The 12819-nt window shown below is 72.1% G+C and carries 21 protein-coding genes; 9 read left to right on the forward strand and 12 right to left on the reverse strand.

The annotated features are described in order from the left end of the window. Window positions 1-6: 6 nt before the first annotated feature. The 4 genes from ACQ0O7_RS13020 to ACQ0O7_RS13035 form a co-directional block, all read right to left on the reverse strand. On the reverse strand, window positions 7-1308 hold the full coding sequence (locus ACQ0O7_RS13020) for a hypothetical protein (protein ID WP_430782280.1): 1302 nt from the start codon (window positions 1306-1308) through the stop codon (window positions 7-9). After that, a complete protein-coding gene (locus tag ACQ0O7_RS13025; protein WP_430782281.1) occupies window positions 1253-1669 on the reverse strand; it encodes a hypothetical protein in 417 nt (138 codons plus the stop codon). Before ACQ0O7_RS13025 ends, ACQ0O7_RS13020 begins: the two co-directional genes overlap by 56 nt. 198 nt (window positions 1670-1867) lie before the next feature. Then, window positions 1868-2599, reverse strand: a complete 732-nt coding sequence (locus ACQ0O7_RS13030; protein ID WP_430782282.1) for a class I SAM-dependent methyltransferase — start codon at window positions 2597-2599, stop codon at window positions 1868-1870. Window positions 2600-2892: 293 nt separating this feature from the next. Next, the gene (locus tag ACQ0O7_RS13035; RefSeq protein WP_430782283.1) at window positions 2893-3621 is read right to left on the reverse strand and encodes a phosphotransferase; all 729 of its coding nucleotides are present in this window, start codon (window positions 3619-3621) and stop codon (window positions 2893-2895) included. Between the two features lie 105 nt (window positions 3622-3726). Between ACQ0O7_RS13035 and ACQ0O7_RS13040 the strand changes: the two genes are divergently transcribed. Continuing rightward, on the forward strand, window positions 3727-4155 hold the full coding sequence (locus tag ACQ0O7_RS13040; protein ID WP_430782284.1) for a DoxX family protein: 429 nt from the start codon (window positions 3727-3729) through the stop codon (window positions 4153-4155). A 39-nt stretch (window positions 4156-4194) separates the two neighbouring features. Next, window positions 4195-4506, forward strand: coding sequence for a nucleotidyltransferase family protein (locus ACQ0O7_RS13045; protein ID WP_430782285.1), 312 nt, complete (start codon window positions 4195-4197; stop codon window positions 4504-4506). On the opposite strand, the gene ACQ0O7_RS13050 is transcribed toward ACQ0O7_RS13045, so the two are convergent. Genes ACQ0O7_RS13050 through ACQ0O7_RS13060 form a run of 3 tightly spaced genes read right to left on the reverse strand, consistent with a single transcriptional unit; the run spans window position 4471 to window position 5569 of the window. Next, complete coding sequence (locus ACQ0O7_RS13050; RefSeq protein WP_430782286.1) at window positions 4471-4836, reverse strand: nuclear transport factor 2 family protein; 366 nt, start codon at window positions 4834-4836, stop codon at window positions 4471-4473. The genes ACQ0O7_RS13045 and ACQ0O7_RS13050 overlap by 36 nt on opposite strands. Next, entirely contained in the window at window positions 4833-5261 is a 429-nt protein-coding gene (locus tag ACQ0O7_RS13055) for an SRPBCC family protein (protein WP_430782287.1), read from the reverse strand. The genes ACQ0O7_RS13050 and ACQ0O7_RS13055 overlap by 4 nt, the downstream gene beginning before the upstream one ends. Beyond that, the gene (locus ACQ0O7_RS13060) at window positions 5258-5569 is read right to left on the reverse strand and encodes an ArsR/SmtB family transcription factor (RefSeq protein WP_430782288.1); all 312 of its coding nucleotides are present in this window, start codon (window positions 5567-5569) and stop codon (window positions 5258-5260) included. The genes ACQ0O7_RS13055 and ACQ0O7_RS13060 overlap by 4 nt, the downstream gene beginning before the upstream one ends. Before the next feature lie 87 nt (window positions 5570-5656). Here ACQ0O7_RS13060 and ACQ0O7_RS13065 point away from each other — a divergent pair, with 87 nt between their 5' ends. Continuing rightward, window positions 5657-5815 (forward strand): hypothetical protein, encoded by a 159-nt coding sequence (locus ACQ0O7_RS13065; protein ID WP_430782289.1) that lies wholly within the window; start codon window positions 5657-5659, stop codon window positions 5813-5815. Between the two features lie 31 nt (window positions 5816-5846). On the opposite strand, the gene ACQ0O7_RS13070 is transcribed toward ACQ0O7_RS13065, so the two are convergent. Next, complete coding sequence (locus ACQ0O7_RS13070) at window positions 5847-6593, reverse strand: class I SAM-dependent methyltransferase (RefSeq protein WP_430782290.1); 747 nt, start codon at window positions 6591-6593, stop codon at window positions 5847-5849. A gap of 179 nt (window positions 6594-6772) precedes the next feature. Next, entirely contained in the window at window positions 6773-7351 is a 579-nt protein-coding gene (locus ACQ0O7_RS13075; RefSeq protein ID WP_430782528.1) for a DJ-1/PfpI family protein, read from the reverse strand. A gap of 111 nt (window positions 7352-7462) precedes the next feature. On the opposite strand from ACQ0O7_RS13075, the gene ACQ0O7_RS13080 reads away from it, so the two are divergent. Further along, complete coding sequence (locus ACQ0O7_RS13080; RefSeq protein WP_430782291.1) at window positions 7463-8413, forward strand: GlxA family transcriptional regulator; 951 nt, start codon at window positions 7463-7465, stop codon at window positions 8411-8413. Here the strand turns inward: ACQ0O7_RS13080 and ACQ0O7_RS13085 are convergent. Further along, window positions 8386-9333, reverse strand: coding sequence for a hypothetical protein (locus ACQ0O7_RS13085; RefSeq protein WP_430782292.1), 948 nt, complete (start codon window positions 9331-9333; stop codon window positions 8386-8388). The genes ACQ0O7_RS13080 and ACQ0O7_RS13085 overlap by 28 nt on opposite strands. A gap of 156 nt (window positions 9334-9489) precedes the next feature. On the opposite strand from ACQ0O7_RS13085, the gene ACQ0O7_RS13090 reads away from it, so the two are divergent. The 5 genes from ACQ0O7_RS13090 to ACQ0O7_RS13110 are packed head-to-tail and all read left to right on the forward strand — an operon-like array spanning window position 9490 to window position 11894. Beyond that, entirely contained in the window at window positions 9490-9840 is a 351-nt protein-coding gene (locus ACQ0O7_RS13090) for a hypothetical protein (protein ID WP_430782293.1), read from the forward strand. A 31-nt stretch (window positions 9841-9871) separates the two neighbouring features. After that, window positions 9872-10216 carry a hypothetical protein gene (locus ACQ0O7_RS13095; protein ID WP_430782294.1) on the forward strand — a complete coding sequence of 115 codons (345 nt, stop codon included), beginning with the start codon at window positions 9872-9874 and terminating at the stop codon, window positions 10214-10216. Further along, window positions 10213-10872 (forward strand): nucleotidyl transferase AbiEii/AbiGii toxin family protein, encoded by a 660-nt coding sequence (locus tag ACQ0O7_RS13100; protein ID WP_430782295.1) that lies wholly within the window; start codon window positions 10213-10215, stop codon window positions 10870-10872. Before ACQ0O7_RS13095 ends, ACQ0O7_RS13100 begins: the two co-directional genes overlap by 4 nt. A gap of 49 nt (window positions 10873-10921) precedes the next feature. After that, complete coding sequence (locus ACQ0O7_RS13105) at window positions 10922-11437, forward strand: S1 RNA-binding domain-containing protein (protein ID WP_430782296.1); 516 nt, start codon at window positions 10922-10924, stop codon at window positions 11435-11437. 22 nt (window positions 11438-11459) lie between these two features. Continuing rightward, window positions 11460-11894 (forward strand): NADAR family protein, encoded by a 435-nt coding sequence (locus ACQ0O7_RS13110; RefSeq protein WP_430782297.1) that lies wholly within the window; start codon window positions 11460-11462, stop codon window positions 11892-11894. A gap of 9 nt (window positions 11895-11903) precedes the next feature. Here ACQ0O7_RS13110 and ACQ0O7_RS13115 read toward each other — a convergent pair whose 3' ends face one another. Beyond that, window positions 11904-12203, reverse strand: coding sequence for a hypothetical protein (locus ACQ0O7_RS13115; protein ID WP_430782298.1), 300 nt, complete (start codon window positions 12201-12203; stop codon window positions 11904-11906). Window positions 12204-12212: 9 nt separating this feature from the next. Further along, window positions 12213-12692, reverse strand: coding sequence for a tetratricopeptide repeat protein (locus tag ACQ0O7_RS13120; RefSeq protein ID WP_430782299.1), 480 nt, complete (start codon window positions 12690-12692; stop codon window positions 12213-12215). Window positions 12693-12819 lie beyond the last annotated feature (127 nt).

Raw genomic sequence — 12819 nt, forward strand, 5'->3', positions numbered from 1 at the left:
GAGGTGTCACCGGTGACGCGATGGTGGGCCCAGGCGGCGTCGGCGCGTACCCCATCGTCGTTTCTTCGGGGTTGTCAGCGACCGGATCCGGGCTTCGGCCTGCCGCGCGAGCGGGCCCAGATCGGCCAGATCCCGCAACGCCTGACGGTCCCACGATGGTGGCAGGGCCACCAGCAGTGGGGCCGGGTCGCCGGTCACCCGCCAGTACGCCCACGGATGATCCCGCAGCAGTCCGGCCGCCCGCGCGGCGGCGGGGCCGATCTCGCCGAGCGCCCGTGCCGCGGCCCCGGCCAGAACCGGATCGGCCGGTGGAAGCCCGGGGGACGGGGCCGTGAGCAGCGGCGTCAGGTGGGCGATGCCGTCCGGGACGGCCCAGGCGCCGAGGATCGCGCACATCACCGGCTTGTCCGGCAGGCGCGAGACCGCGCCGGTCAGGTCGGCGGCGAACCGGGCCAGCGGGGCGAGAACCTCCTCCAGGCTGGGCAGGTCGAACGCCGGGCCCACCTCCGAGCTGGTCATCGTCTGATGCGCCGGGTACGGCATGCGCCGCTGCAACCACGGCACGCAGCGGGGATCGTGCAGGCGCGACAGCGCCCACACCGCGGCGTCCCCGACGGTGATGCCGGTTCTGCTGTCGCGGACGGTGGTGTCGGCGGCCAGCACGGCGAGGGCGTCGGCCGCGGCCAGGGCGGGCACACAGCCGAGCAGCTGGGCGGCCCGGTAGCGAACCTCGGCCCCGCTGTCGCCGAGCCGGTCGATCAGAAAGTCGATCAGCAATGGATCAAGATGGCGCCAGGTGGCCAGCAGGCGGCCTACCTGACCGAGAACGGCCACCCGCTCCTCACCGCCGGAGTCCTCACCGACGGCCAGGGTGAATGTGGTGTGCGCGACCGGGTCGGCGGCCAGCAGCCGGGCGGTGGCCGCGACGATCGCCTGCGGCGCCCCAGCGAACCGGGCCGTGTCCCGCCACCGCGACACCCGCGGATCACGGATCGCGGCGATCATTTGCGGGATCCGGGTCAGCGGGAGTCCGGGATCGGTGCCGGCCAGGGCATGCAGGGCGGCCAGCCCCTCCCGCGGATCCGGATCCGGGCCGTCCGGTGGATCGTCGAGCAGGCGGTGCAGTTCGGTGTGGGTCGCGGTGTCGTCGCTGTCGTGGTCGAGCAGTTCACCGAAGCAGGCGATCAGGTCCAGGCGGATGCCGGGATCGGTTTCGACGGTCCAGCGCCGCCACACCTGCGACCGGAACTGATCACGCGGCAGGAAGTCGCCGCGGATCATCTCCAGGCCCGTCCTGCGGATGTCCACCGCCGGATCGTCCAGGATCGTCAGCAGCCGCGGAACGGCCTCGGCGACGGCCGCGGGAGACCCGGGTCTGCGGATCGGCGCCGTCGAACAGCAACCGGTCGACCAGATCGATCACCAGGTCCCGGTGGTGGCGGGCGGCCCCGGCGGCGAGATCGGTCAGATACGGCAGCGCCGCGACGGCCGCCGGGCTGATCCAGCCGCCGGTGTGCGCCGTCAGCGCATCATCGAGGTCGTGGATCGCCGCCTCGGCCGGCACCGGGCTGTCCCCGGCGCAGTCACGCAGCAGGCGCGGGAAATCGGTGGCCTTCCCGCGATGATGCCGCAGCTCAGCCCACTCGATGCGATCCAGGGATTCCCACACGCCGATGATTGTGTACGCGTACCGCAGGGTCCCGTGCCTACCGGTGACACGACCGCCGGAGCGGGCTGCACGGTGATCGCCGCCGGATCAGAACCGGACAGCAGCCCTTCGGCGTTCACCCGGAGCGCGGCGTGGATCGCGCAGCCCACAGAGGCATCAGGACCGCGCGTGTCCGGGGTGTTCGTAGCCGGTCGGCAATCACCGCATCACCAGCAGGTCGAGGGCGTCGACGACCGGGCCGCCATGAGTGCGTGCAGCCCGGTTCAAGCGTGCCACTCCAGCCGTGTACGCCTCGTCGCTGATCAGCTGCAGCGGGGTGTGTGCTTCGCGCTGGAGCCCGGCGGCGACCTCGGCGAGGGAGCGGGCGGTCATCTGCGGGACCGGCTCACACCCCGCGGTGGTGAACCCGACGGCGGCGAACGCCGCCTCGACGTCGGGAATGCTCGGGTAGCGGCCGAGTACGGCGACAGCCTCCGGGAACCAGCGGAACAGACTGATCCCCTCATGCCGGCCGGCGAACGCGGACCGGATCAGCACCGGCGCATCCGGCTTCAACACCCGCCGGATCTCCCGGGCGGCGGCCCCGAGGTCAGGAAGGTGATGAACTACGGTGGAGAGCCAGACGCCGTCGACGCTGGTGTCCGCCAGCGGAATGTCGTCGGCGGCACCGGCCACGACAGGCTCGAACACACCGCGCCTTCGCATCGCCGGCGCGGGGTCGACGGCGACGACGTCGACGTCGGGCCACCACGCGCGGAACGCCCGTGCCCAACTGCCGGTGCCGCATCCGAGGTCGAGCAGGCGCATACCCGCACGGGGCTCGAAGTACCGGCCGATCGCCGCACGCCAGGTGGCCAGGCCGTCGTCACGGAGATGCCGGGTCGCCGCGAACGCCGTCGCGTCCACGCTGTCGTACGCGATCAGAGCCATGCGCTGACCCAATCCTGCCGGCCCAGCCGCGACAAAAGGATGTGCACCTATTCACATGCATCACTCTCTTCGGTTGATCCGCCCTGGGTCGTGTTCATGACCTCGACTGCCGTGGCCGGGGCATTCCGGCGAAAGCACGGAGCGCAATCGATCGAGCATCCCGGTCGTCTCACCTGTCGGCGGTGACCGTCGCATTCGCCCGGTGGTCGCCGGGCGGTCCGGTGCGGTGCCGGGCTCGCGCGGGCGAGGCGGGGCGGCCCGATCGGTGTGGGGCCGACGGGCGTACCGGGAAATCAGGTTGTTGCCTGTGTCAGGAAGGCGGCGTCGCGGCGGTAGACGGCGACGTGGGCGCGGACGTGGTGGTCGCCGGCGGCGGCGCGGGCCTCGGTGAAGGCGGCCAGGTCGTGCAGCCGGGCGATCGCGGTGTGGACCACCGCGGCGGGGGACAGGCCACCGTAGGTGCGGCACAGCAGGTCCAGGCGCCGGGCGCGTTCGGGTTCGCCGTTGTCGACGCCCTCACGGTTGGCCGGGTCGGTGAGAGGGATCAGCCGGTACGCCAGGTAGGCCACATCCCAGATCCGCGGTCCGGGCGACACGGTGTCCCAGTCGATCACGCCGGTGAGGCGGTGGCCGGTGAACACCATGTTGTACGGGGCGAAGTCGTTGTGGCAGATCACCTCGGCCGGTTCGTGGGCGGGCATCCGCCACACCGCGCCGGTGCGGTCGAACGTGGCGGTCGCCGCGTGCAGTTCGGCCAGCAGAGTGGCGGCGCCGGTCAGCACGCCGTCGGACCAGGCCCACGCCGGGAGCGCGTCGTTGAGCACGGTGCCCGGCAGGTACGAGGTGACGTCGCGGCCCTGGGCGTCCGTGCCGCCGGGGATCGGTGTCCAGGTCAGGCCGCGGGTGCGCAGGTGGGCGAGCAGGCGCTGCACGGTGGGGGTCCAGGGGCCGGCGGTGCGGCGGACGGTGTCGCCGGCGCGGACCGCGCCACCCATGTTGCCGCCCGCGAGCACGTGCTCCATGGTTCCCCGCTCTTAGAATAAATTTATGTTCATCTATGAATAGCGAAACAACCGGGAACTAACGTCGGGTGGCGAGTTGAACCACTTTCGGTTTAGGAGAGTCTATTGTCCTCCCCGCGCTTCGCCCAGATCACCTGGCCGCTGTTCCGCGTCGTCGTCGGCCTGCTGTTCGCCTGCCACGGGCTGGCCAGCCTGTTCGGCCTGTTCGGGGGCGTCCGCGGCACCGGCGAGCCGGTCGCCCTCGGCACCTGGCCGGGCTGGTACGCCGCCGTGATCCAGCTCGCCTGCGGCCTGCTCGTGATGGTCGGCCTGCTCACCCGCCCGGCCGCGATCCTGGCCTCCGGCTCGATGGCCTACGCCTACTTCGTCGTCCACCAGCCCGACGGCCTGCTGCCGATCGAGAACGGGGGCGTCAACGCCGCCCTGTACGCGTGGACGTTCCTGCTGATCGCCGCGTTCGGCGCCGGCCACTACTCCCTGGACTCGGTGATCGGCCGGGGCCGGCGCCGCGAGCCCGCCGAAGCCACCGCCTGACCGCCGCGCTCCTGGCCGTCCGGGCGGTAACCTGCCCGGATGGCCATGAGCGAGCACGACATCGCCGACCTGATCGGATCGGACCCGGCGGCGATGCGGATCCTGCGGGCCGCCGACACCCTCGGCCTGCCGGAGACCGCCACCTGCGTCGCGGTCACCCTGCGCGCCGGCACCGTCCACCTGGTCACCTGTCACGGCCCGGACGACCTGACCGGCCTGCTGGTCCGGCCGTCACCGGCGTTCGACACCGAGGACGGCCGGGCCGCGGTGCTGCGCCGGGCCGGCGAGAAGGGCTGGATCGAGCGGTGGCCCGGTCTACGGCTGGCCGTCGGTCAGCGGCACCACATATGACTCGACCTGGGCGATCCGACCGCCGCGGAACGTGAACAGATCGTTGAACGCGAACCGGAACGGCCCCTGCTCGACGTGCGTGCCACGGCCCTCCCCGGTGACCACCACGACCGGCCCGTCCTCGATGACCCGCCGCACGTCCAGGGTGGGGCTGCCGGTGAACGCCGGGTTCTCGATCTCGCCGTCGAACTCGTCGCGGCCTCGGGTGGTGCGGTGGCCGTGGATGATCCAGGTGACGTCCTCGGTCAGGGTCGCCAGGATCCGCGGGTGGTCACTGGCCCGGAAGCCGTCGAAATATTCTGCGACCAGGTGGCGCTGGGTGGTGTTCACGGGTTCTCCTTCTCCAGGTGATCGGACAGGGCGTCGAGGATCGAGGCGAGCCCGTCGGCCGCCCGCCTCGTGCGCAGTCGCGGCGGAAGCCGGCGTTGATGGACGGTCAGATGCGAGCCGTCGCCGTCGGCGCGGATGGTCACGGTGGTCCGCAGGCCGGTGCGAGGTTCGTCGAAGACCATCCGGTACGGGGGATCGAGGCTGACATACACGAAACGCAGTCGTGTCGTCCCGGTGTCCATGGCGAACTCCCCACCGGGGCGGGCATCGACGACCACCGACTCGGGCGCGACGGTGGCGTGGGAGCCGCCCCAGAACGCCGCGATCCCGGCCGGGGTGGTGAACGCCGTCCACACCCGCTCGGGGGTGGCCCGCAGCCACCGGTCGGCGATCAGCTCGTCGCCGCGCAGCCGGGACCGGGTCACCGCTGCTCCAGGTGCCGGTCGAGGCTGTCGAGACGGTCGTCCCAGATGCGGCGCTGCTCGTCGATCCACGACCCGAGCAGGGCCAGCCGGTCGGTGCGCAGCCGGCAGGGGCGGCGGGTGCCCTCCCGGCGCTGTTCGACCAGGCCGCAGCGGCGCAGCACCCCGATGTGGTGGGAGATCGCCTGCTGGGTCAGGTCGAACGGCTCGGCCAGCTCCCCGACGGTCGCGTCGCCGTGGGCGAGCCGGCTCACCAGGGCCCGGCGCACCGGGTCGCCGAGGGCCGCGAACGCGGTATCCAACGTGGTCATACGCCCACCCTAATACAAACAAGTATTTGTTGAGTGGGGCGCGCTAGCCTCGAAGGCTCGACACCCGACGATGAACGGGGTGAAAAGATGAAATCCACCATCCACCGTGCCGTCAGCGCCCTGGTCCTGACCGCGGCCCTGGTGGCCGTCAGCGGAGGCGTCGCCGCCGTGACGGCACACGCCAAACCGCTACGGGCCGAGACCGCACCGACCACCGTGCTGGCCAAGCCGCTGCGCGCCGAGTGACCGCGCCCTGACCGCCACCGCCCCGGCCACGTCAGGCGGGGCGGCGGCACCCCCGCAGCACACACGTCAGCATCGGCAGCACGAACTCGCCGTCCGCGGTCTGCGGCGTCCCGGCCAGAAACTCCCGGATCCGGCCCAGCACCGCCGCCCGCTCACCGTCCGGCATGACCAGGACCCCGGCCCGGGTGCCGAGCGTGGCCACCAGCGAATCGGCGGTGCGCACCTGCCCATGCCGGAAAACGCCCACCTCCGACGGTGCGAACGGCGACGTCGAACCCCCGATCGCGGTACGCCAGCAAGCCTCGGTGTCGCGCGGCCCGATCACCGCGCTGCCCGCCACCCGGGCCAGTTCGGCCACCCAGCCGACCCGGTCGTCCACCACGTTCCACAGCCCGGCCAGGACCCCGCCCGGCGTCAGCACCCGGGTGATCTCCGGCCCGGCCCGCGACATGTCGAACCAGTGCATCGCGTTGCCGGCCAGCACCGCGTCCACCGAGGCGTCCGGCAGCGGAATCGCCTCGGCGCCACCGGTCAGGGCCGGCACCCGCGGCAGCCCGGCCCGCAGCTCGGCCAGCATCGCCGGATCCGGCTCGACCGCGATGACCTCGGCACCCAGGCCCAGCAGCCCGGCGGTCAGTTTGCCGGTGCCCGCGCCCAGGTCCAGCACCCGCCGGCCGGGTGCGGCATCGAGGACCCAGCGCAGCGCTTCGGCGGCGTAGTCCGGGCGGTGCTCGGCGTACTGCCCGGCGGCCGCCCCGAACGAACGAGAGTGATCCATATCGATCACTGTAGGGACTCCGGGTTGGCGATCATGCGGTCCCGGGTGTCCAGCGCCCGCGTGTGGTCGCCGGGACCGATGCCGGCGGTGGCGGCCCACACCCCGGCCCCGGACGCCAACGGCGACGTTCGTGTGGCCTTTTACGGCTCGATGCGAGCCGTAAAAGGCCACACGAACGTCTAGCGGGTGCGCCGGACGGTGCCGCGCCGCTCGTACTCCAGGATCGTCTCGGCCTGCAGGGCCGCGTCCGGGCCGAGGAAGCGTTCCACCAGCCACAGGCCCAGGTCCAGGCCGGAGGTGACACCGCCCGCGGTGACCAGGTCGCCGTCGTCGACCACCCGGCCGGACACCACCTCGCCGCCGAACGCCCGCAGATCGTCGAGAGCCACGTGGTGGGTCGTGCACGGCCGCCCGCCGGTCAGCCCGGCGGCGGCCAGCAGCAGCGTCCCGGTGCACACCGACGCCAGGACCAGGCCGGGACGGCGGGCCGCTGCCAGGGCGTCGGGAAGTACCCGCAGCCGGATCTGTTCGCTCACCCCCGACCCGTCGCCGTAGCCGCCACCGGGCACCACGATCACATCGGCGTCGCCGGGCGCCCACGGCGCGCGCACGATCATCTCGATGCCCGAGTTGGTGGTCACCGTCCGCGGCCCCGGCACGGTGACATAGGTGTGCTCGATCTGCTCGACCATCCCGAACACCGCGACCGGCCCGACGAAGTCCTGCTCCTCGGCACCGTCGTACAGCACCGTGTGCACCCGCAACAAAGATCCACCCCTTCGCTTTCGTACGTGTACGAAGCAGTGTCCCGGCCCGGCCGTGGCAGCGGACACCGGCAGGACGGTCATCGACCCGTAAGATCCGGCCACATGCACAGGGTCGCGATCCTCGCCCTGGACGGGGTGGTCGCCTTCGACCTGGCCATCCCGTGTCAGGTGTTCGCCGCCGCCCGGCTGGCCGACGGCACCCCCGCCTACGACATCCGGGTGTGCGCCGACCGGACCGTCACCACCACCGCGTGTGAGCAGCAGCCGTTTCAGATCTCCGCGCCGTACGGCTGGGACGACGCCCTCGACGCCGGCACCGTGATCGTGCCGGGCGCCGACCCGGACCGTCCGCCGCCGCCGCGGGTGGTGGCCCTGATCCGGGAGGCGGCGGCCCGCGGGGCGCGGGTCGCCTCGATCTGCACGGGCGCGTTCGTGCTGGCCGCGGCCGGTCTGCTGGACGGCCGCCGGGCCACCACCCACTGGCAGCTGGCCGGCCGGCTCGCCGCCGGGCATCCGGAGGTCGAGGTGGATCCGGCGGTCCTGTTCGTCGACGAGGGCCCCGTGCTGACCTCCGCGGGTGTCGCCGCCGGCCTCGACCTGTGCCTGCACCTGGTCCGGCTCGATCACGGCGCGGCGGTGGCGGCCGACACCGGCCGTTCGATCGTGATGGCGCCGCAACGGCCGGGCGGGCAGGCCCAGTTCATCGACCACCGGCCGCCGAGTGCCGACTCCGGGGATCTGGGGCCGACACTCGGATGGATCCAGGAACGCCTGCACACCCCACTGACGGTGGCCGACATCGCGGCCCGGGCCGCGATGAGCCCCCGCCAGCTGGCCCGCCGGTTCCGCGCCCACACCGGGGACACCCCGATGCGGTGGCTGCTGGACCGGCGGATCCAGCGCGCCCGGGAGCTGCTGGAGACCACCGACCTGACCGTGCAACGGATCGCCCGGGACACCGGATTCGGGTCGGCCGAGACGCTGCGGCACCACTTCGGGCGGCAGGTCGGCGGGCCGCCGAGTCTCTACCGGGCGGCGTTCCGGCCCAGGTGATCACGCAGACGCTGCACCAGCCACGGAAAGGCCGGCGGCACCAGCACGATCGCGAACGCCAGGACGGCGCCGCCGGGAACGACACGGGTCAGTTGGGCGGCCGACAGCGTGCCCAGCAGGACGGCGGCGGCGCTCAGCAGCAGCGCGCGGGGCACGGTGGTGCCGGGCCGGTGGCGGCCGTAGCAGGCGGCGGCCGCCACCGACGGCACCGACAGCGCCAGTCCCACCGCCACCACCGGCAGGCCACCGGCCGGCAGCGGCAGCGTGCCGAAACGGGCCGGATCCAGCGACAGGATCAGCGCGGCGAGCACCCCGCCGACCGCCCACCCCACACTCGGCACCACACCGATCACGAAACCGGCCGAGTCGGTCAGGTCGTCCGGATCGTCGAGGACCATGAACAGGCCACCGGCCGCGGCCAGCAGCGCCGGTGGGAGCAGGACGAAGAACAGCAGGATGCCGTACATCGGGCCGGGCCCGTAGCGGGTGCCGCCGAGTTCCAGCGGCGGCGCGGGCGGCACGGCGATCAGGGCGACCACCATGGTGTACGCCGTCAGCCAGCCCTGACGCACCCGGGCGCCACGCCGGATCGCCGACGGGGTGTGCAGGAGCGCGCCCAGCAGCAGCCAGGTCAGGCTCAGCGCCACGACGACGTAGCCCTCGGGGCGCAGCGCCGTGCGCACCGATGCCCACGGGCCACCGGCGCCGGCCAGCGTGACCGCGCCGGCGGTGAGCGCCGCACCCGCGACGATCACCAGCAGGGCGATGCCCCACCGTACGACATCGGGCGGGTTTGACTCCGGCTCCCCGGGAGCGTCGCCCGGTCGCGGCGGCGGCACGCAGGACTCGTCGGGCACGAACGCCGGGGGAGTGTAGGTGTCGAGCCTCGGGGAAGTGGAGCTGCGGAGCGGGCGGTGCATCCGGCGATCCTGGAGGGCCCCGATTCGACCGTTATTGATCTTGAAACGCGGTGTGCCGCACAAGCCCTCACACAGTGTGACCGTAACTACGGGGTGGCATCACAGCGCTACCCGTCGATTATCGCCTTCCGCGCCCACGTAAGGCAGGCTGACCTGGTGAAATGCGAGTCATACAAGTTGGCCTTCGAAGAACTGCAGAACGGCAACCGGGACCGTGCCCGGACACTGCTGGCAGAGTGTCACGAACGGTCGGGGGAGAACTTCATGCCGTACCGGGCCATCGGCTCCGCCGCGGTGGCCTCCGCCGACGGTGACCACCCGCTCGCCGCCCGGATGATCGGCGTCGCCGACCGCGCGTTCGCCGAGACCGGCCTCGCCGTCGACGACGAGGACGCCGCCGAGATGGCCCGGATCCGGGCCGCCGCCATCGCCTCCTTCGGCGAGGACCGCTTCGCCGACGAACGCGCCGACGGCTCCCTGTGGGAACCCGCCACCGTGATCTGGTGACCCCGCGAACCGGTCGCCTATCCTAGGGCTCATGACGTCAGCGCTGCACAGCTCCCCGCACCGCCTGGCCGCCCGGCCCGGCCGGGCGGCGCTGGTCATCGACGACCTCGCCGAACTGCGCGGACCCACCGCCGGAGTGGTGCAGCTGCCGCACCGGATGCTGTGGCTGCCCCCGGCCGACAGGTGCTTCGACCTCGCCGACGACTACGACCGCCCGCGGATGTACGAGATCGTGCTCCGCGAGGCGGTCCGGTTCGACGAACTGCGCACCCTGCTGCACACCCGCCTGCTCACCACCGTGTGGCCGGACCTGCTGCTGCCCCGCGGGGTGCGCACCGCCTGGCAGCAGCGGCACCCGCTGCTGGCCGCCGCGTGACCGACCCGTTCCACGACCTCGTCGCCCGCACCGCGCTGTCCGCGGCGTACCGCTACGGGTTCGTCCTCGGCGGCGGCCTCGCCCTGATCGAACACGGACTGGTGGTCCGTCCCACCGAAGACGTCGACCTGTTCGCCACCGGTGAAGGCTCGGTGGCCGTGGCGACCACCGCGGTCACCGACGCGCTGACCGCCGCCGGACTACTCGTCGAAACCGTCGACTACGACAGCGACCTCGACGAACTCATCACCGGCATGGCGTACCAGATGGCGGAACTGAAGGTCTTCCGCGACCCCGACGATCACGACGGCCTGCGGGTCAGCCTCGGATTCCTGGACCGCTCCTATCCACCGGTCGTCCTCGACATCGGCCCGGTGATGGCCGTCGACGACCTGATCGCCTGGAAGGTCGCCGCCCTGGTCGGCCGGGCCGAGGTCCGCGACTTCATCGACGTGGCCGTGTTCCTCGCCGACCGCGACCCGGCCCAGCTGCTGGCCGCCGCCCGCCGCGTCGACCCGGCCCTGGAGGACGAGGACGTCACCGCGGCCGGCCGCCGGCTGGACCGGACCCCGGACCGGGCCTTCCTGCCGTACGGCGTGGATTCCCCCGGCGTGACGGCCATCCGCAACCGGTTCGCCGACTGGCCGCGGCACTGACCCCGACCCACCGCCCCGGGCCGGTCGGCATCTCGGTTACGGTTCGGCGGTGGACCAGCCCGCCGTCACACACTTCCTCACCACCCTCAGCCCCGGCGACATCGTGCACGGCACCGTGGCCCGCATCGAGAACTTCGGTGTCTTCGTCGACCTCGACCATGCTCCGGTACCGGAGATCGGATTCGTACCGCCGCCGGAGTTGTCCTGGATGTGGATCTCCTCCGCGCACGAGGTCGTGACCGCGGGGCAGCGGGTCTCCGCCGAAGTCCTGGCGATCGACATCGACTTCCGGGGACAGGCGGCCCTGTCACTGCGCGCCCTGCACCCGAACCCGTGGACGGCGTGGGCCTCCCGCGAGGGCGACCTGGTGACCGGCCGGGTGCACCGCACCATCGAAGCCCTCGGCGCCTTCATCGAACTGGCCGAGGGAATCACGGGCCTACTGCCCCACCACACACTGCCCGAAGGCCGGGAACTCACCGTCCGGATCGCCGAGGTCGACGTCGCCCACCGCCGCATCCGCCTGTCCCTGCCGGACGCCGGTAATCCGGTTGCCTCCCGCTAGCGACAGGTTCGACAGTTCACCGATGACGATCTACTTCTACGGCGCGGACGACGTCCCGTACGGCTGCTTCTCCAACTTCTCCGCCCACGGCTTCGACCTCGACGGCCTTTGGTGGCCCACCTCGGAGCACTACTTCCAGGCGCAGAAGTTCGCCGGGACCCGGCATGCCGACGCCGTCCGCCGGGCGCCCGATCCGCTGCGCGCCGCCGAGTTGGGCCGTGACCGGAAACGGCCGCTGCGCCGTGACTGGGACCGAGTCAAGGACGACGTGATGCGCCGCGCGGTGCTGGCCAAATTCCAGGCCCACGCCGACATCCGCGCGATCCTGCTCGACACCGGCGACGAGGCGATCGTCGAGGACACCGGCACCGACCACTACTGGGGCAGGGGCCGCACCGGCACCGGCAAGAACATGCTCGGCCGCATCCTGATGCGCACCCGCACCCACCTGCGCTGAAGACCCCGGTCAGACGGCACGCCGATGGGTGACGACCGGCTTGGCATTCTCGGCGGAGGCCGCCTGGGACGCCAACTCGTACATCGCGGCCAGCCAGCGCATCGCGATCGCCACCGTGTGGATCAGCAGACCAGCGAGGATCGCCGCGACACCGGTGATGATCGTTGCCGGACCGCCGTCGGATGCCCCGGCCGACAACGCCACCAGAGCACCCACCACGATCGTCAGCGCTGCGATGACGTCGAAGACGGTGGCCGCTCTCCGCGGGTTGCGCGATCCGTCCCGGTGGGCGGCGACTACAGGATTCACTCCCCGAGGTTACGCGTCCGAGGGCCCCGTCAGGTCCCGCGCGTAAGAGGTGACTGCCCGCCCGTACAGCGGCAAGGTTTTCGCCAAGGTCTGCAATGCCACCCGCAGTGCCTCGTCGGTGCGGCCGCAGTCGTGCAGGGCCAGGGCCAGGAACGCCCGCGCGGCATCCCCGACCACCTCGTCCGGCTCCTGGACCGACAGCAAGTCGACCGCCTCGGCCGCCCGGCCTACATTGCGCAGCGAACTGGCCAGCTGAACGATCGCCTGCGGACGCCGCGGCGAGGCCAGCCCGGCGTCCAGAGCACGCTGGTACAACGGCACCGCCTCCGCCTCCCGGCCGAGGAAGTCGTGCACCGACGCCCACTCGAACAGCGCGTCCGGATCATCCTCGCCGCGCTCGGCCACCAGCGCCCGCATCGCCGTGAACGCCTGCTCCGGCCGGGTCTCGTCGGCGTCGCGCCAGAACTGTTCGACCCGCTGCTCCCACATCGCGCCAGCCTAACCCGACGGCAGAAACCGTCAGGTTCGTGGCATTGCTGCCATCACCGCCGGCCGACACGATGAACCCCATGGCCCGACGGATCGTGTACGTCGTCTTCGGCGGCTTTCAACTGCT

Origin of the sequence: Actinoplanes sp. G11-F43 (assembly GCF_050589265.1) — a bacterium.
In the GTDB taxonomy this organism is placed as follows: Bacteria; Actinomycetota; Actinomycetes; order Mycobacteriales; family Micromonosporaceae; genus Actinoplanes.

Excerpts from the sequence above, each read along its gene's own strand:
- ACQ0O7_RS13085 (WP_430782292.1), bottom strand. The coding sequence starts at position 9,333 with ATGCACCGCCCGCTCCGCAGCTCCACTTCCCCGAGGCTCGACACCTAC.
- ACQ0O7_RS13120 (WP_430782299.1), bottom strand. The coding sequence starts at position 12,692 with ATGTGGGAGCAGCGGGTCGAACAGTTCTGGCGCGACGCCGACGAGACC.
- ACQ0O7_RS13065 (WP_430782289.1), top strand. The coding sequence starts at position 5,657 with ATGAAATCCACCATCCACCGTGCCGTCAGCGCCCTGGTCCTGACCGCG.
- ACQ0O7_RS13080 (WP_430782291.1), top strand. The coding sequence starts at position 7,463 with ATGCACAGGGTCGCGATCCTCGCCCTGGACGGGGTGGTCGCCTTCGAC.
- ACQ0O7_RS13035 (WP_430782283.1), bottom strand. The coding sequence starts at position 3,621 with ATGGAGCACGTGCTCGCGGGCGGCAACATGGGTGGCGCGGTCCGCGCC.
- ACQ0O7_RS13070 (WP_430782290.1), bottom strand. The coding sequence starts at position 6,593 with ATGGATCACTCTCGTTCGTTCGGGGCGGCCGCCGGGCAGTACGCCGAG.
- ACQ0O7_RS13095 (WP_430782294.1), top strand. The coding sequence starts at position 9,872 with ATGACGTCAGCGCTGCACAGCTCCCCGCACCGCCTGGCCGCCCGGCCC.
- ACQ0O7_RS13060 (WP_430782288.1), bottom strand. The coding sequence starts at position 5,569 with ATGACCACGTTGGATACCGCGTTCGCGGCCCTCGGCGACCCGGTGCGC.
- ACQ0O7_RS13110 (WP_430782297.1), top strand. The coding sequence starts at position 11,460 with ATGACGATCTACTTCTACGGCGCGGACGACGTCCCGTACGGCTGCTTC.
- ACQ0O7_RS13045 (WP_430782285.1), top strand. The coding sequence starts at position 4,195 with ATGGCCATGAGCGAGCACGACATCGCCGACCTGATCGGATCGGACCCG.
- ACQ0O7_RS13030 (WP_430782282.1), bottom strand. The coding sequence starts at position 2,599 with ATGGCTCTGATCGCGTACGACAGCGTGGACGCGACGGCGTTCGCGGCG.